At 71.2% G+C, this 16,920-nt stretch carries 11 protein-coding genes; 1 reads left to right on the forward strand and 10 read right to left on the reverse strand.

The window, feature by feature from the left end; translation table 11 throughout:
* Positions 1 to 204: 204 nt before the first annotated feature.
* The gene (locus tag A3IG_RS30930) at positions 205 to 1,197 is read left to right on the forward strand and encodes a hypothetical protein (protein ID WP_018385919.1); all 993 of its coding nucleotides are present in this window, start codon (positions 205 to 207) and stop codon (positions 1,195 to 1,197) included.
* Between the two features lie 190 nt (positions 1,198 to 1,387).
* Here the strand turns inward: A3IG_RS30930 and A3IG_RS0122850 are convergent, their stop codons facing one another.
* The 10 genes from A3IG_RS0122850 to A3IG_RS0122895 form a co-directional block, all read right to left on the reverse strand.
* Entirely contained in the window at positions 1,388 to 2,350 is a 963-nt protein-coding gene (locus A3IG_RS0122850; protein WP_018385920.1) for a TauD/TfdA dioxygenase family protein, read from the reverse strand.
* A gap of 56 nt (positions 2,351 to 2,406) precedes the next feature.
* Complete coding sequence (locus tag A3IG_RS0122855; RefSeq protein WP_018385921.1) at positions 2,407 to 3,357, reverse strand: AEC family transporter; 951 nt, start codon at positions 3,355 to 3,357, stop codon at positions 2,407 to 2,409.
* 129 nt (positions 3,358 to 3,486) lie between these two features.
* Positions 3,487 to 4,401, reverse strand: coding sequence for an aminotransferase class IV (locus A3IG_RS0122860; RefSeq protein ID WP_018385922.1), 915 nt, complete (start codon positions 4,399 to 4,401; stop codon positions 3,487 to 3,489).
* Positions 4,402 to 4,412: 11 nt separating this feature from the next.
* Entirely contained in the window at positions 4,413 to 5,246 is an 834-nt protein-coding gene (locus tag A3IG_RS0122865; RefSeq protein ID WP_018385923.1) for a hypothetical protein, read from the reverse strand.
* Positions 5,247 to 5,283: 37 nt separating this feature from the next.
* Positions 5,284 to 7,080, reverse strand: coding sequence for an asparagine synthase (glutamine-hydrolyzing) (asnB, locus tag A3IG_RS0122870; protein ID WP_018385924.1), 1,797 nt, complete (start codon positions 7,078 to 7,080; stop codon positions 5,284 to 5,286).
* A gap of 3 nt (positions 7,081 to 7,083) precedes the next feature.
* Positions 7,084 to 8,061 (reverse strand): hypothetical protein, encoded by a 978-nt coding sequence (locus A3IG_RS0122875; protein ID WP_018385925.1) that lies wholly within the window; start codon positions 8,059 to 8,061, stop codon positions 7,084 to 7,086.
* The gene (locus tag A3IG_RS0122880; protein WP_018385926.1) at positions 8,058 to 9,353 is read right to left on the reverse strand and encodes an ATP-grasp domain-containing protein; all 1,296 of its coding nucleotides are present in this window, start codon (positions 9,351 to 9,353) and stop codon (positions 8,058 to 8,060) included. The genes A3IG_RS0122875 and A3IG_RS0122880 overlap by 4 nt, the downstream gene beginning before the upstream one ends.
* Entirely contained in the window at positions 9,350 to 13,174 is a 3,825-nt protein-coding gene (locus tag A3IG_RS0122885) for a non-ribosomal peptide synthetase (protein WP_026220573.1), read from the reverse strand. Before A3IG_RS0122885 ends, A3IG_RS0122880 begins: the two co-directional genes overlap by 4 nt.
* 300 nt (positions 13,175 to 13,474) lie before the next feature.
* Complete coding sequence (locus A3IG_RS0122890; RefSeq protein ID WP_018385927.1) at positions 13,475 to 14,698, reverse strand: MFS transporter; 1,224 nt, start codon at positions 14,696 to 14,698, stop codon at positions 13,475 to 13,477.
* Between the two features lie 464 nt (positions 14,699 to 15,162).
* Positions 15,163 to 16,845 (reverse strand): glycoside hydrolase 5 family protein, encoded by a 1,683-nt coding sequence (locus A3IG_RS0122895; RefSeq protein WP_157862276.1) that lies wholly within the window; start codon positions 16,843 to 16,845, stop codon positions 15,163 to 15,165.
* Positions 16,846 to 16,920 lie beyond the last annotated feature (75 nt).

Here is a 16,920-nt window from a genome sequence, read left to right on the forward strand (position 1 = left end):
GCTCCGGGCGCCCGGCGCCGTCCGGGGCTCTCCGCCGGCGGGCCGGTGTTCCGGGCCGGGTGGGGCCGAACGGGGCATCTCCGTGACGTGGGGAGCGACCCGGGTTATACATCCCGATGCCACGATCATCACATTCTGTGACCATTGGTCGCTCTGTGGTGATGCGGTGGATTCCCTGGTCACCACGCTCAGAGGACACCACATATGGAAGCCACACTGCGACGCGCCAGCGTGACCGCCGGCGCCGGACTGGGGCTCTGCCTGGGGCTGCTGCCCCTCGGGCTCGCCCACGCCCAGCCCACCGTCCCCGTCCCCTGCAACGACATCCCGGCTCTGCGGGCCGCGATCACCAACGCCAACACCAGCGGCGACCCGGTGGAGCTGACGCCGGGTTGCACCTACAGCCTCGTCGACGCCGACAACCCCGACGACGGCCTCCCGGAGATCACGGGGAACGTGCGGATCTCGGGTTTCGGCTCCACCATCGAACGCGCCGCCACCGCCACCGTCGACTTCCGCATCCTCCACGTCAAGGAGGGCGGTCGGCTGACCCTCAACACCCTCACCGTCACCGGGGGCCAGGTGGGTGGCTCCAACTCCGGCGGCGGCATCTACAACGAGGGTGGCAACACCGCCCTGATCGCCAGCAAGGTCACGAACAGCAAGGCCGGTGCGGGCGGCGGCATCTTCAGCAAGGGCACCCTCTCCCTGGACCAGTCCGAGGTCAGGGGCAACGAGTCCACTCACGGGGGCGGCGGCGTCGTCAACGTGAACAACATGGTCATGCGGGGCGGGGGCCTCTTCGACAACACCGCGGGGCTGGCGGGCGGCGGCCTGCTCGACGGAGGGATCGCCAGCGTCTCCGGCGCCCAGATCACGGGGAACAAGGCCGACCTCGGCGCCGGGGCGGCCACCGCCCGCCTGATCGGCGGCCCGTCCAACGGCATCCTCCGGATCAGCGGCACCACGGTGAGCGGCAACACCGCGGAGTTCCGCGGCGGCGGCGTCCTCACCGGCGCCTGGCCGGCGACGCTGGCCAACAGCCGGGTGGAGAACAACGCCGTCACCGACCCGGGTGGCTCCGGCGGTGGGATCTTCGAGGGCATCGGGCAGGTGTCGCTCTTCGCGACCACCGTCACGGGCAACACCCCGGACAACTGCGCTCCGCCCGGGGCGGTCTCCGGCTGCCCGGTCTGAGCCGGTCGGCCAGCGGGCGTCCCGGAAGCCCCCGGTCGTCCGGACCCCGCGGGGAACGCCGCGGAGCCCCGGTCCGACGTCGGTCGGACCGGGGCTCCGGCGTTCTACGGGCGTGGACGGCGGGGTCCGCGGCACGGACCGCGGGAGGCGGCCGGGGCCTCCCGCGACGGCCCGTGTGCGGTCCTGGTCCCTACCAGGCCCGCATCGGCTCCCCCGCGACGGACTCCGAGACGACCCCGTTCGGCCCCTTGGCCGGCTCGCCCAGGATGGTGACGCGGTGCATGACGCGGTCCGTGTCGAGGTGGCCGACGTCGGTGGGGGCGAAGTGGCAGGTGGTCCGGTTGTCCCAGAAGGCGATGCTGCCCGGCTCCCAGCGGAAGCGGACGGTGAACTCGGCGCTGGTCAGGTGCTGGAAGAGCATCTCGAGGAGGTGGCTGCTCTCCAGCTCGGTGAAGCCGGTGACCCTGGTCGTCGAGCCGGGGCTGACGAACAGGGCCTTCTCACCGGTTTCGGGGTGGACGCGGACCACGGGGTGGACGGCGACCTGCGGCTCCTCACAGTAGATCTTCAGGATCTGACGGTCGCGCTCGTCGGAGTGGCGCAGGTGGACGGCGTTGAAGAAGGCGTGTTCCGCGGTGAGCTGGTCGAGGAGGTCGCGCAACGGGGCGGACAGCGCCTCGTAGGCGGCGACCGTGTTGGTCCACTGGGTGTCCCCGCCGAAGGGCGGGGTCTTCTCGGCGCGGAGGATGGACAGGTCCGGCGGGTTGACGAACATGGACAGGTCGCTGTGCCAGCCGGCGAGGGGCGAGACCCACTTGCGGCGGTAGTGCTCCTCGAAGTTGGCGCCGTAGCGCTCGGTGTCGGCCTTCGCGTCCACCGTGAGGATCTCGGGGTGGCCCTCGGGGTGGACGCCGTGCTTCGCCCCGGAACGCCGGGTGAGGGCGCCGAAGCGGCGGCCGAAGGCTGTGTGCTGGGCGTGGTCGATGTGCTGGCCGCGGAAGAAGACCACCCGGTGGGTGAGGACGGCCTGGCGGATCTCGGCCACGGTGGCGTCGTCGAGTTCCTCGCGCAGGTCGACGCCGGAGATCTCGGCTCCGATGTGGCCGGCCACCCGCTGGACGGTGATTCGGGTGGGTTGCATGGTCTGGGCCACGGTGTTTCCTTTCGAGAGTGGTTCGAGGGTGGTGCGATCCCCGCCCGCCCCGGGGATCAGGTCGAGTGCGCCACCCACTGCGTCCACAGGGGGAGCAGCAGCAACGCCACGACCGAGCTCTTCACGACGAGGGCGGCGGACATGTCCACGCTGACCTCGTAGCGCTGGGCGAAGATGAACAGGTTCTGTGGGGCCGGCATCGCGGCGATCACCACGAGGTAGTTGAGCCAGTCGCCCTCGACCCCGAAGCCGTACCGGCACACGGCGAAGACCATCAGGGGGAACACCAGGCACTTGAACCCTATGATCGTCATCTCCTCCCGGGTGGTGCCGCGCACGTTCAGTCCGATGCCGCCCAGGTGGAGCCCGAGGGCGAACAGCGCGACCGGGGAGGCGCTGTCGCCCACGAAGGCGAAGCTGTCCAGGACCACGGCCGGGAGCTGCCAGGGCAGCAGGTTGAGGACGATGCCCGCGTTGCAGGCGATGACGATCGGGGTCATCAGTGAGGCGGCCACGGCCATGCCCAGGCGCCGGCCCGGGCTCCCGGCGCGGTCCGGCCGGCCCAGTTCCATGATCGAGATGACCACCAGGGACAGGACGCAGACCTGGAACAGCAGGACCGGGAAGATCGGCGCCGCGTTCCCGAACAGCATCGTGAACACCGGTACGCCGAAGTAGGCCGTGTTCACCTGGACGGCCGCCATGATCCGCAGCGCGACGCCGCGGGGGTCACGGACGCCCAGGGTCCAGGCGAGGGCGCCGATCGCCACCACCGCGACACCCGCGGCGGCGGCGTAGGCGCTGATCGCCCTCCAGTCGAACAGGGCCTTGAGGTCGCTCTGGTAGAGGTTGCCGAACAGGAAGCACGGGACCGCGAAGAGGAAGGCGTAGTCGGTGAAGACCTTGGAGCTCTCGGTCGGCACCACCTTCCGCCTCGCGAGGAGGACCCCGACCCCGAACGCCAGTACCACCGGGCCCAGCTTCTCCAGGGCCGTCACCGCTCCCATGTATGGGCCTCTGCTCTTCCCGGCCCCGGGGGAGGGAGCCCCTGCCGGTGGCTTTCCCCGGCGTGGGCCCTGTCCGTGTACGGTCCCCGTGCCGCTGACGCGTCCCCGTGGCGCCGGACCACCGGGGCGCTAGGAGGCCCACACGTTGGGAACCTCCACGTCGCTGCGACCCGCCGTCAGGTCGCGGTAGCCACTGATCAGCTTCTGGATGACCTCGTTGCCGCCGAGATCGTAGTGGTGCTCCTCGATCCGGGCCACGGGCAGGATCTCGCAGGCGGTGCCGCAGACGAACGCGCCGTCCGCCTCACCGGCGAACGAGGGCGCCAGGTCGCCCACGACGCACTCGATGCCCTCCCGCTCGGCGATGGCCAGGACACAGGCCCGGGTGATGCCGTCGATGGTGCACCGGGTCGTCGGGGTGTGCAGCACACCGTTCCTGGTGAAGAACAGGTGCGCACCGGTGACCTCGACGAAGTTGCCGTTGTCGTCGAGCAGCAGCGCGTCGTCGTACCCCGCGCGCAGTGCCTCGTTCTTGCTGACCGTGCCGATCATGTAGTTGCCGGCCGCCTTGCTCTTGACCGGTGCGTACTGCGGTGCGGGGCGGCGGTAGCGGCCGATGACCAGGGAGATCCCCTTGTCGAGGGCGTCCGCGGCGGCGTAGTAGCCCGCCGGCAGTTCCCAGGCCGCCACCGAGGTGTGGACGGACGTGTGGAGCGCCGCGGTCTGGATGATCTCCGATCCGCGCCAGGCGTTCACGCGGATGTAGCCCTCGGTGATGCCGGCCTCGGCCACCACCTGAAGGGTCGCGGCGTGCAGGGTCTCGTCGGCGTACTCGAGGTCGAAGTCGAGGACGCGCGCCGAGCCGCGCAGCCGCGAGATGTGCTCGGTCAGCATGAACGGCTCGCCGCCGTAGACGCGGACGCCCTCGAAGATGCTGGAGGCGTAGTGCAGTCCGTGGCTGAGCACGTGGAGTTTGGCGTCGGCCCAGTCCACGAGGCCGCCGTCGTACCAGATCTTCCCGGTGCGCTGGTCGAAGGGGATCACGGGTGTCCCCCTCAGAGCGCGAGGTCGAAGAGGTGGTGCTGGAGGTCGCCGACGAGGGCGACGAAGCGCCGCTGGTGCTCGGTGAGGCTGCGCACCGACACGCCGTGCAGGGCCAGGCGGTTGATCGGGTACATCACCAGGGTGTTGCTCTGGTACGGGATGGTGGTGACCTCCTCGACGTAACTCGGGTCGATGTCGAAGCGGTTGTCGCCGTACTCGGAGGCACTGGTGTAGAACTTGTGCGCCTCGGTCCGGTACTTGTACAGCACCAGGTCGCCGCCGACGGCGTCGTCCTCGGGCAGCCGCATGTAGAACAGGCCGCCGTACAGCTTGTACGGCTTGTCCACGTGCGGGCCCCGGTAGGCCGAGGGCTTCCCGGTGACCGCGGAGTTGATGACGGCGGTGCAGTCCAACAGGATGTCGTGGGTCTCGAAGGTGTCCCGGTTGCGGCGGCCCACGCGCAGCTCGCGCAGCGGCCCGACCTGGTCCTCCGCGGTGGGCAGGTTGGCGAGCAGGTCCTCCTGGAACAGGTCGAGGAACTCCTCGTAGAACGCGGGCGAGGCGTGGTAGGTGACGAAGTCCTTCCAGACCTGCGCCATGGTGGGGTCGCCGAGGATCATCTCGGACATGTAGTTGTAGCGCTCGTTCGAGGTGATCGGCTTGCCGATCCGCTCGCTGATGTACTCCGCGGTCGGCATGGACTTCGCCAGCGCCTCGTACAGCTCCTGCGGCAGCGCGTTGCGGACGACGACGTGCGGGAACGGGTCCCGGCGTATGTCGTCCCTGGTCACGTTGGCCAACAGGGAGGCGACGGCGGGCTGGGGTTCGGGCGTGGTGTCGAACATCTGTGGCTCTTTCCCGTGGTGTTTCCGGTTGCGGTGGTCAGGGCTTGGGTTCGCGGGCCAGCAGCCAGGTCTCCAGCACCAGCAGCGACCAGAGGGTCTGCGCCGCGTGGGCTTCCGGGCCCTGGGTCTGGGTGCGGAACAGGTCGTTGACGGTGTCCCGCCGGACGTAGTCGTGGCAGCGGGCGCCTGGCCCGAGGAGGAGGTCGCCGATCATGTCGTGGAGCGCCTCCCCCGGCTTGATCATCGCCGTGATCGGCAGCGTGAACGGCTGCTTGGGCCGGTTGACCACGCTCGCCGGCACCCAGCGCCTGGCGGCCTCGGCGACCGGCGCCTTCACGGTGTCGCCCGACACCTTGACGTGGGCGGGCAGCGCGTGGGCCAGGCGCATCACGGACGGCTGGAGGAAGGGGATGCGCGCCTCCACCGAGTGGGCCATGCTCAGGTGGTCCACCCGGCGCAGGATGTAGTAGGGGAACCGTTCGAACTGGTCGTAGCGGAGCAGCGTCTCGAGCTTGTCGTGCTCGGCGCCGCGGACCCGCCGGTCGAGGTCGTCCCCGCTGCGGTCCGCGAACCGACCGCCGGCCTCGCTGACCCGCGCCAGGTAGTCCGGGGTGTAGAGCCGGTCGAGGGCCGGGGTGGCCACGGCGGCCATGGTGTCCTGGTAGGCGCGGTGCCAGGTGGTGCTCGTGTCCCGGGCGGCCTTCACGAAGCGGGCGTACCCGCAGAACAGTTCGTCGGCCCCGTCGCCGGTCAGGGCCACCTTGAACCCGGCGTCGTGCACGGCCTCGAACAGCGCGAACGTGCTGAGGCTGTGCGGGGCGTTGTTGGGCTGGTCCAGGTGGCGGACGAACCGGTCGATGATGCCGGGGAAGTCGGCCGGCTCCAGCAGCACCTGGTGGTGCCGGGTGCCGCAGTGCCGGGCCACCTCCTCGGCGAAGTGCCGTTCGTCGGCCGGCCAGTCCCCGCGGTAGGCGATGTTGAACGAGGCGACGTCGGACACCAGGTGGGCGGCGAGCGCCGTGGTGTAGCTGGAGTCGAGGCCGCCACTGGTGATGACGCAGACCGGTACGTCCGCGTCGAGCATGCGGGTCAGCTCCTGGCGCAGCAGCTCGTCGAGCTCCGCGGCGGCGCCGGCGACGGTCAGCTCGCCGTCCCGCCAGTCGGGGTCCGGTTCCGGCGGGGTGCGGGTGACGGACAGCCGGCCGCCGGCGAAGCGCAGCGCGGAGCCGGGTTCCAGGGTCCTGACCCGGGCGTAGACGGTGGACGGCCCCCACACGGCCCTGCCACCGAGGTAGCGGTCCACGGCCAGCGGGTCGATCTCGTCGGGGAAGTCGGGGAAACGGGACAGGGCCCGCAGCTCCGAGGCGAAGCTCAGACGGCGGCCGTCGGCGGAGAGGTGGTAGTAGAGCGACTTCATCCCGGCGTGGTCGGTGAAGAGCTTCAGGCACGGCTCGTCGCGGCGGTCCACGACGGCGATCGCGAACATCCCCTCCAGGCGGGAGACGAACGCGTCGCCGTACAGCTCGTACAGCGGCAGCAGCACGTCGCCGTCGCAGTCGCCCTCGAAGGAGTAGCCCTTCGCGGCGAGTTCGGCGCGCAGCAGCCGGTGGTTGTAGATCTCGCCGTTGAACGCGCAGGTCAGCCCGTCCCGTTCGAACGGCTGGTGGCCGTGCGCGATGCCCTGGATGGCGAGTCGGTTGGTGCCGACCGCCCAGCCGTCACCGACGCGGCAGGTCTGCTCGTCGGGGCCGCCCTCCAGCATGGCGCCGGCGACGGCGTCCAGCACCTCGCGGCCGACCGTCCCGCCGCCGAAGCAGCCGTAGATCCGGCACATGGCTCACCCCTCCTTCGGGCTGCTGGTGGCGACCGTCGCGGGAGCGCCGCCGGTGGGCCCCTCCGCGCCGGGGTCCTTCCCGGCGGGGCTCTGCCGGGCGGCGGGGTGGTGCCGGTCGAGGAACTCGGTGACGATCTCGACCTGCCGCAGGATGTCGTCCAGTTGGCCCTGGGTGGGGCTGACCCCGTGCCCCTCCAGGGCGCTGTTCCCCGTCTTGAGGTAGACGGGAGCGGCGACCCGGACGATGTCGGGCGCCTCGTAGGTGCGGATGAACCCGCCGGAGCTCTTGGGGTTGTCCACGTGGCAGTCCAGGGGGATCGCCACCGCCTGGCGCAGCGCCGCGATCATCGGCAGGGTCAGGTCCCGCACCGGGTTGAAGCTGTTCGCGCCGAGCGTCTCGAGTAGCTGCGCGGACGCCGGGTTGCCCTGCCCGCAGTGCGCGGAGACCTTCAGGTGGATGTCGGGGGGCAGGTCACCGGCGCGGCGCAGCCGGCCGAGGACCCACAGCAGGCCCTCGTCGTAGACCACGAACCCCCGCACGCCGAGCTCGATGCCGCGTTTGACGTCCTCGACGGCGTGCACGACCTGTTCCTGGCCCCGCAGCCGGTACCCGATCCGGGAGCCCTCCGGGGTCTGCACGCTGGCGCCGATGTCGTACCCGGCGCGGGGGCCGACGGACATCAGGATCTGGGTGCCGTGCTCCTCGCCGAGCGCCACATACTCGCCGATCTCCCGGGCGGTGTGCCGGTGCATGCCGCGGGTCTCGGTGATGCGGTTGATGGTGAAGCCGCGGTGGCGGCTCTCGGTGAGCAGCGTCCGCGCGGCCCCGGCCGAGTTGACGGTCGGCACCTCGATGCGGAAGTGGCAGCCGTCGGGGAAGGTCCCGGGGGAGCCCGGGGTGGCCCGTGGGTCCCCGCCCGGCAGCCCCAGCCTGGCGAGTTGCTCCCGGGTCCGGTCGTAGCCGGTGGTCGTGGCCGTCACCTGGTCACCTCGATACCGAGTTGGTCGGCCGTGCGGCCGACGATCTCCTCCGCGATCCGTATCGACGTGGCGTGGTCGGCGTGCACGACCTGCACCTCGCCGAAGTTGCCGAGGTTGCCCCGGCAGGGGTGCAGCACGTCGCCCTCGGGGAAGCGGACGGTCAGCGAGTGCAGGCTCTCGCCGTACTCGGCGGTGGCCCAGCCGAGGTCGGGCACCCGGTCCGGCTTGGGCGTGCGCTCCGCGGCGCCGAACCAGCGGACGGTGGCGTAGTGGGTGAACGCGGTGGTCCCCCAGTCGATCTCCTCGTCCAGGTGGACCCGGACGAGGAGTTCGAAGATGTCACCGCCCCCGGCCAGCCTGAACAGGTTGGGCAGGCAGGAGCCCATGATCCGCGGGTTGAGCTCGATCAGACGGGGCCTGCCGTCGTCCCCGATCATCACCTCGACGTGGAAGATGCCGAGGCCCAGGTCGAGCGCGCTGACCGCGGCCTCGGCGAACGCCATCACCCGGTCGTGGTCCTCGGCGCTGATCACGGCGGGGATGGTGGTGCCGGTCTCCAGCGCCTCGTGCCGGTGCCAGGTGGTGCGTTCGCTGACCGCGAGGCGCAGGAAACGGCCGTGCGAGAGCCCGAGTTCCGCGGAGACGAACCGGCCGCTGAGGTACTCCTCGAGGAGGATGCCCGCCCGGTACGAGTCGTTGCCCGTGGCCTGTTCGACGACCTCGCGCAGCCGCTGTTCGTCGGCGACCACGTGGGCTCCCTCGCTGCCCGATCCCCGGGCCGGCTTGACGACCACGGGGTACCCGGTGCCCCGGGCGAACTCCAGGGCCTCGGGGAGCCCGCTGACCACCGCGTGGCGGGTGCTGTCCACGCCCGCCGCCGCGAGGATCTCCCGACAGCGGTCCTTCTGTTTGGCCGCCTCGGCGCCGCGGGCCCGGGTGAACGGCACCCCGATCTCCTCGGCGATCTTCGAGACCGGCTCCACCAGCGCGTCCACGGTGGCCACGAAGCCGTCGACGGGGCACTCCCGGTGGACGTCGAGCACCCGGGCGCGCAGGGCGTCGAGTTCGGTGGCGTCCTCCAGCACGTGCACCTGGTCGACGAACGGCCCGTAGGGCGAGGCGTCGAAGTCGATGTTCTGGGACTTCTCCATCTGTAGCGAGCGGATCAGCGTCACCCGGTGGCCGAGGCGTTTGGCGGCCTCGAACGCGGGGGCGTTGCCCGCCTTCCAGGTCACGAACACCACGTGCTTGGGGCTGTTCCGCGACCGCTCCGGTTCCCGTGGTTGGGTCATGACTCCCTCCTCGCGAACCGCTGGCCGATCCTGACGAACCCGGGCACGTTGGTGCCCGGTGAGGGGATGAAGGAGATGGAGCCGGCGAGGATGTTCTTCTTCGACATCGAGCTGAACCCGCCCGCCCCGGACAGCACCAGGTCGCCCTCGTCCAGCCTCAGCCACTGCCCGTCCCGCTGGCGCTCGGAGTACTCGTACCTCAGGTGTTCCGCGCCCCGCAGCACGTTCAGCCGGTAGCCGTCGGAGGAGTAGAGGCCCACGCAGTCCTCGAGCGCCATCTCGAAGGGCAGCCCGGTACGGATCAGCCGGTGGTCGGTGAGGGCCCGCAGCAGGTCCTCGTAGAGGCCGAAGGCCGGGTAGGCGTTGGCGAGGAGCAACAGGAAGGACCGCTGCTCGGGGAAGATCTGGATGAAGTTGTGGTGTCCGCTGCCGTTGGAGTTGAACCCGAAGGCGGTCGGTCCGAACATCAGCCAGCCCAGGCCCCAGGCGTGCATGAAGTGGTGGCCGGGGACGGGGATCTGCGGGGTGCGCATCTGCCTGGCCAGTTCCTCGGACAGCAGCCGCTCACCGCCGGGCGCGACACCGTCGTTGAGCGCCAGCAGGGCGATCTTCGCCAGTTCCTCCAGGGTGAGGCAGACGGAGAACGAGCCGGCGGCGTCGTCCGCGATGGTCTGCCTCGGTGGGTCGTGCCGCACGTAGCTCTTCGACGGCTCGTTCCACAGGTAGCCGACGGAGACCGCGCCCCGGTAGTGCCCGCCCTCGACGATGGTGTCCGGGACCCTCTCGATGCCCAGCGGGGTGAGCATCAGGTCGTTGACCGCCTGGCGCCACGGCACGCCGAGCAGCTTCTCGATCAGTGCGGCGACGATGGAGGTGCCGACCGCCGAGTACGCGAAGACCTCGCCGGGTTCGAAGAGCTGGCCGTACTCGCCGAGCGTGTCGATGTAGGCGTCGAGATCGGGCAGGTCGGTGTCATGCCACACCTCGTAGGAGTCGTCCACCCCGCTGGTGTGCGACAGCAGGTGGCGCAGGGTCACCCGGGCGGTGCCGCCGTCCCGGCGCCGGAACGCCCGCGGCAGCAGCTCCCCCAGCGGCTGGTCGAGTCCGACCAGCCCCCGGTCGACGAGGCGCAGCGCGACGAAGGCCAGCATGGGCTTGGTGATGCAGGTGACGCGCTGCCGGGTCAGCGGCCCGTAGGCGGCACCGGTCCCGGTGTCGGCGACGCCGTGGTAGGTGAACTCGAGGGTGTCGTCGAGGAACACCGCCGCGCCGGCGCCGGGGACGCCGTGGCCGCGGGCGGACTCGTGCAGCGTCTCGGCGACCGCGCGCCGCCGCCCGGCGGCACCGGTACCGGCCCGGACGTCGGGTGCCTGCTCGCGCTTGCGGCGCAGCAGGGCCGCCTGGGCGGCGAGGGTGCGGTGCTCGTAGATCTCGGCGACGCGCACGGCCCGCCCCGCGGTGTCCGAGAGTCGGGCGGCCAGCAGGTTGGCCAGCAGGGAGTGCCCGCCGACGGAGAAGAAGTCCAGGTCGGACGCGATCCGCGGGAGGCCGAGGAGCTGTGCCCAGACACCGGCGACGGCGACCTCGTCGGGGTCGTCGCCGGTGAGGACCGAGGCGTCGAGGCCCCAGTCGACGTCCCTGGCGGCGAGCGTCCTGCGATCGACCTTGCCGTTGGGCAGGCGGGGCAGCCGGTCCGCCACGAGGATCTTGGCGGGCTGCATGTAGTGCGGCAGTTTGGCCCGCAGGTGGTCGCTCATCGCCTCGACGGTGACGGGGGCGCCGTCCAGGCCAACGTGGCAGACCAGCCGGGTGTCGCCGCCGACGCGCACCGCGAGGGCGGCGACGTCCCGCAGGCCCACGACCTCGCGCAGCACCGACTCGATCTCGCCGAGCTCGATCCGGAACCCGCGCACCTTCACCTGGGTGTCCTTGCGGCCCAGGAACCGCAGTTCGCCGTCCTCGGTCCACTGGGCGAGGTCGCCGGTGCGGTAGAGCCGGCCCCCGGGCACCGCGGCGAGGTGGTCGGGGGCGGGCACGAACGCGGCGGCGGTGCGTTCGGGGTCGTTGATGTACCCGTGGGCGAGGCCGTCGCCGCCCAGGTGGAGCTCGCCGACGGCGCCCCTCGGCACCAGCCGCCCGTGGTCGTCGAGCAGGTACGCGACGGTGTTGTGGATCGGCGTGCCGATGGTCGGGGCGGTGTCCGTGGGACCGGTGAAGCACTTCCACGTCGAGTACGTGGTGTCCTCGGAGGGCCCGTACAGGTTGTAGAGCCGTTCGACGCCCGTGCCGTCGAAGGCGGCGTTCACCAGTTCCTTGGACAGGGGCTCACCGGCCACGTTCAGCACCCGGGTGGTGGCGGGCACCGCGGAACGCTCCAGCAGGACGTTGAGCGCGCTCGGCACGGTGTTGACCAGGGTCGGCCGCAGCGCGTCGTCCTCGGTGAGCGCCAGCACGTTGTCCACGACGACCACGCGGCCACCGCGGGTGAGCGGCGCCCACAGCTCGTACACCGACAGGTCGAAGTTGAGGGAGGTGGAGAACAGGACCCGGGCCAGGTCCTCGGGCTGGTAGGTGTCCTCGGCCCAGGCGAGGAGGGCCGCCACGTTGCGGTGGCTGATCACCACGCCCTTGGGTTGCCCGGTGGAGCCGGAGGTGTAGATGAGGTGGGTGGCGGCCGTCGGATCGACGGTGACGTCCAGGGCCCCGCCGTACTCGGTGGCCGCCTTCTCCCACAGCTCGGCCTGCCCCAGCGCGGCCGTGGTCGGGTCGTCGAGCCAGCCGGGCGGGTCCTGGCCGTCGTGGATGACGACGGACATGTCGGCGGTGGCGGCGATGGCGCCGAGCCGGTCCGCGGGGTAGGCGGGGTCGAGCGGGACGTACGCGCAGCCCGCCTTGTGGACGGCGAGCAGGGTGACGACCGTGCGGTGGGTGCGGGGCAGCGACAGGCCGACGCGTGATCCCGGGGTGGCGCCGCGCGCCGCCAGGACCCTCGCCAACCGGTTGGCCTGCTCGTCGAGTTCCCGGTAGGTCAGGACGGTGCCCCGCCACTCGACGGCGGGGGCGTCCGGGGTGCGGGCGGCCTGGGCCTCGACGAGGGCGTGCAGCGGGGTGTCCCGGGCGTACGGGCGGGCGGTGTCGTTGACCTCGGTCAGCAGGTGGCGCCGCTCCGCCTCGGACACGGCGGTGAGGTCGCCCACGGGCGCGCCGGGGCGGCGGGCGGCGTCGGCCAGGAGGGCGTCGAGGTTGGCGGCCATCCGGGCGATGAGCTCGCCGGTGAACAGGTGGCCGTCGTGGTGCAGGGTCAGCCGCATGTCGTCCGCGGTGCGTTCGACCGCGAGCAGCAGCGCGAAGCCGTCGGGGGTCGCGGACCCGGTGCCGTCGTGTTCGACGCAGCCCACGCGCAGCCCGGTGCCGAGGTCGGCGGGGGTGTCCGGGGCCGCGCCGCGGGCCGCCTCCCGGTACTGGGCGCCGAGGGCGGACGCGAGCGGGGGCAGTGCCGTGTCGTCCGGGGTGCGCGAGCGCACGGCCACCGGCTGGTGCGGCGGCGCGCCGCCGGGGCCGCCGGCCCTGGCCAGCACCAGGTCGTCCTGACCGCTGTAGCGGTGGATCAGCACGGTGAACGCGGCGTGGCACAGGTCGGCCCCGTCGAGCCCGTTGGCCTCGGCGTACTCCATCACCGCCGCCAGGCCGTCACCGGACCAGGAGAACGCGCCGCGCGTCGTCACGCCGCCGCCCCCGTCGTCCCTGACGGGCAGTTGGAGGGCCGGTGTCGCACCTCCGGGTCCCGTGGCGCCTGAGGCGGCGATGTCGCCCACTGTCATGATCCCCCCTCGTCGAGTTCTCCGCGCTTGCCGTGCCGGGTTTCCGGGCGTCCGTTGCGCACGGATGCCGAACATACTTCTGGCAAAAACTGGCCGCGATTTCCGTGACGATTCAGAGTATTTGCCGCCAGGACGTTACGCCCGGCCCATGGGCCGCTTCGCCGACCGAAATGGGGTTCACTCCAGCGAATTTCGATGCGGATATCCGACCAAGGAAGTGGATGCCGTAATTCCGACAGCCCGGCCGGACCGCGCCCCGGGACCACTCCCGGTCCCGCCACGGACCGCACGGCCACCCGTTCACACCGCGACAGGATCAGGCTCCGGCCTCCTGCCGCGTTGGGCCCAGCCCACCAGGAGCGGCATGCTGGCGCCGACGAGGGCGAAGCCGACCGCCATGACCATCCAGCCGACGGTCCCGTGCTCGATGGCGAGCCAGGTCAGCAGGGCGGGGGCGATCATCTTGCCCATGTCGGTGCCCATGGCGTACGTGCCCTGGTACTGCCCCTGGGCGTCCTCCGGGGCCAGCCCGAACGACATGCCCCAGCTCCCCGCGGACTGCCGGATCTCGCCCAGCACGTGGGCCAGGGCCCCGAGGAGGAGCAGGGCGCAGGCGAGCACGGAGGAGGAGGCGCCGCCGCTGAGCGCGAAGACCACGCAGGCGACCCCGAGGCAGAGCGACCCGGTCCGCGACGCCCGGGCCGCACCCGGTGGCTCCTCGGTGCCACGGGACATCCTGACCTGGAGGAGGACCACGGCGATGGTGTTGGTGAGCAGGATCGCAGCGATCATCCAGCGCGGTGCGTCGGTGTGGTGCAGGACCCACAGCGGCAGGACGACGTCGAGCAGCAGGTTGTGCATGGACAGCAGCCCGTCCAGCACGACGAAGGTCAGGTAGGGCCGGTCCCGCAGCACGATCAGCGCGGGTCCTGGGCGGGCCGGCTGCGGCTTGACGGCGGGGAGCAGCAGCGAGAGCAGGCCGGTGAGCAGGTAGGTCGAGGCGTTGAAGGCGACGGCCAGCTTGTACGCCCCGACGGAGTCCACGGCGAGCAGCATGCCGGCGAGCGCGGCGCCGACCGAGACGCTGACGTTGCTCGTGGCCCGCAGGTAGGCGCGGGCGGAGACCCTCTGGTCCGCGGGGACCATGCCGGCGATCATGGCCATGCGGGCGCTGCGGCTGGCGCTGTAGGCGATCGCCTGCACGCTCACCACGAGGACGTAGCTGCCGAAGCCGTCGACGGCGAGCAGGGCCGCGGTCAGGGGGCCCAGGGCGATGAAGGACCAGATCTGCACGGCTCGTGGGCCGACGCGGTCGGCCAGGTGGCCGGTCGGGGTGCTCACCGCGAGGGCGACGCCGGCGGCCACGCCGACCCCGATGCCGAACTCACGCGGCGACAGGTGCAGGACGGTCGTGGCGTAGATGGCGTTGAGGGCCATCCACAGGCCCTGGCCGAGGGTGTGCACCAGGGTGATGCCGGCGAGCGTGCGCACCGGGCCCCGTGGCGGGAGCAACTCGCTCAGCATGATGTCGCCGCACAGCCGTCAGGGCGACCGGACGCCGGCTCGGGCGTCCGGCGGCGATGCCGGAATCCTCCTCCTTCACACGCCAGAATCCCTAACACGCCCGTACCTCCCGTTCAGCGCCACCGCCAACGAAAAATCCCGGTTCTGTCCTTATGGGACACCGGGATCGCTGGCCATTCCCCCGTGGGAACCCTATCGAAACGGGGTGTGCGCCACGTGTCTAGAAAAGGGCTATGTGACGACGGTCACAGTCGAATAGACAATCGAATCAACAATGAATTTGTTTGGAAATGTTTACGGAGATTTTCAGCCATTACCCCATCCGTCCGCGCGGCACCCCGGGCGGGCGAACGGCCGGTACCCGGTGCCGAACGTGCGCCCCGACCCCCGGGCGGGTCGGGGCGCGGGGGAACGCGTCCTCGCACCGGTGTGACGCTCCCTCCTCCTCGGTCAGTCCGCCGGTGTCAGCCCACGACGGAGGTCACCGGGCCCTCGGCGAAGACCGGTGAGACCCCCAGCGAGAGGGTGAACTGACCATCGGTCGGCTCGCGTACCGTACGGCGGCCGTAGGAGTCGGTGAGCGTCACCGGCCCGGTCGCCCTGACCACGACGTCCTTGGCGGAGGTCGCCCACAGCACCCTGGTGGTGCCGGTGCCGTTGGCGAACCTCGCCGAGCGCGCCGGGGCGACCACCGCGTCGGAGCCGGCATAGGTCCTGCCGGCGATCATGCGCGCGGTCACGGCCTGCGCGACCAGTGCGGGCTTGGGGGCGTTGGCCGTCACCGAGACCGGGTTCTCGGCCGTCGCCACCACCGGCTGCCGCAGCATGCCGAAGTTGTGCTCCTTGTTGGCCGGGTCGGTGCCGTCGTTGACCAGGTCGTACCAGTACACCCTGGTCACCCCGTTGGCCAGGCCCACCGCGTAGAGCCGGACCAGGTTGTCGGCCTGTTGCAGCTCCGTGGTGCCGTGCCCGGTGTCCGTCGGCCAGCCCATCTCGGACAGGACGATGGGCTTGTCCTGGCCGCCGTTGGCGTCCCGAATCCGCTGCCGCAGACCGGCGATGGTGTCCCCGGAACCACCCATCCACTCCGGTCCGCCCGGGTAGTGGTAGGGGTGGACGCTGTACGCGTCGAGGTGGTTCAGGCCACCCCGGTCGATCAGGTCGGGGGCGAAGCACTTGGTGCCGTCGGCCTTGACGCAGTTCCCGATGCCGATGGTGGCCGGGGCCACCACCTTCGCGTTCGGGTTCGACGCCTTCACCGCCTGGTGGACGCCCTTGAGCACCTCCAGGTAGCAGGCGGCGCTCGTCCCGCAGACGCTGGTGTTGAAGGTGCCCCCGTTGTACTCGTTGAGGACCTCCACGTTGTCCTCGCCGTAGTGGTCCAGCAGGGCCGCGGCGAACCGCCCGAACGCGGCGATGCCCTCCGGGCTGCTCGGGGTGCGGCCGTTGTCGTACAGCGGGTTCGCCCCGTTGGCGATGATCAACGGGGTCAGCCCCAGGGACTGGATGCGGTCGATCTTGGCCGTGAACGCGGCGGGGAAGGTGTAGACGCCGGGGGCCGTCTCGAACTGGTTCCACCACGCGTCCTCCCGGACGTGCGCGATGCCCACCTTCTTCGCCTCGTCCAGCACGTTCAGCCCCCAGCCGGTGCGCCCGATGTGGACCGCGGCGCCGAACGGGGAGGACGCGTTGACCAGGCTGCCGGGCACCGGTTCGATGACCGCGAACGAGGTCCTCAGGTCCGTGGGGTCGGTGGAGGAGCCGGCGTGCAGGGAGAGCTGGTAGTAGCCGGGGCCGAGGTCCGCGACGTTGATGGTCGCCTTCCCCTGGGACATCCAGCTCGTCCCGGTGCGGACGGTGGCGTCCTTCTCGTCCGCGATCCTCCAGGAGACCGAAGCGGCCGACGAGCCGAGGACGACACCGCCAGACCCCTGGTGGAAGACCAGGCTGGGAGAGGTGACGGACAGGGAGAAGGTGGCGGCCGAGGCCCTCCGCGCGGAGCCCACCGACGTGGAGAGCACCGCGACCAGGACGAGCACCAGGCCGAGGAGGAACACCGGCCGGGCGCGGTGGCGGCCGGAACGGCTGGAGCCATGGGAGTCGGGGCGGGCGGGGATGGGAAGGGAGGAGTGCACGGGTCTGGTCATCGGTGCCGCCTTGTCTCGCGACGTGTGCGTGTGTGTGAAGGGCCCGAGCGGCAACGGGAGCGGCCGGTGGCCACC

Origin of the sequence: Wenjunlia vitaminophila DSM 41686, assembly GCF_000380165.1 — a bacterium.
In the GTDB taxonomy this organism is placed as follows: domain Bacteria; phylum Actinomycetota; class Actinomycetes; order Streptomycetales; family Streptomycetaceae; genus Wenjunlia; species Wenjunlia vitaminophila.

Excerpts from the sequence above, each read along its gene's own strand:
- A3IG_RS30930 (WP_018385919.1), top strand. The coding sequence starts at position 205 with ATGGAAGCCACACTGCGACGCGCCAGCGTGACCGCCGGCGCCGGACTG.
- A3IG_RS0122885 (WP_026220573.1), bottom strand. The coding sequence starts at position 13,174 with ATGACAGTGGGCGACATCGCCGCCTCAGGCGCCACGGGACCCGGAGGT.
- A3IG_RS0122865 (WP_018385923.1), bottom strand. The coding sequence starts at position 5,246 with ATGTTCGACACCACGCCCGAACCCCAGCCCGCCGTCGCCTCCCTGTTG.
- A3IG_RS0122880 (WP_018385926.1), bottom strand. The coding sequence starts at position 9,353 with ATGACCCAACCACGGGAACCGGAGCGGTCGCGGAACAGCCCCAAGCAC.
- A3IG_RS0122855 (WP_018385921.1), bottom strand. The coding sequence starts at position 3,357 with ATGGGAGCGGTGACGGCCCTGGAGAAGCTGGGCCCGGTGGTACTGGCG.
- A3IG_RS0122895 (WP_157862276.1), bottom strand. The coding sequence starts at position 16,845 with ATGACCAGACCCGTGCACTCCTCCCTTCCCATCCCCGCCCGCCCCGAC.
- asnB (WP_018385924.1), bottom strand. The coding sequence starts at position 7,080 with ATGTGCCGGATCTACGGCTGCTTCGGCGGCGGGACGGTCGGCCGCGAG.
- A3IG_RS0122890 (WP_018385927.1), bottom strand. The coding sequence starts at position 14,698 with ATGCTGAGCGAGTTGCTCCCGCCACGGGGCCCGGTGCGCACGCTCGCC.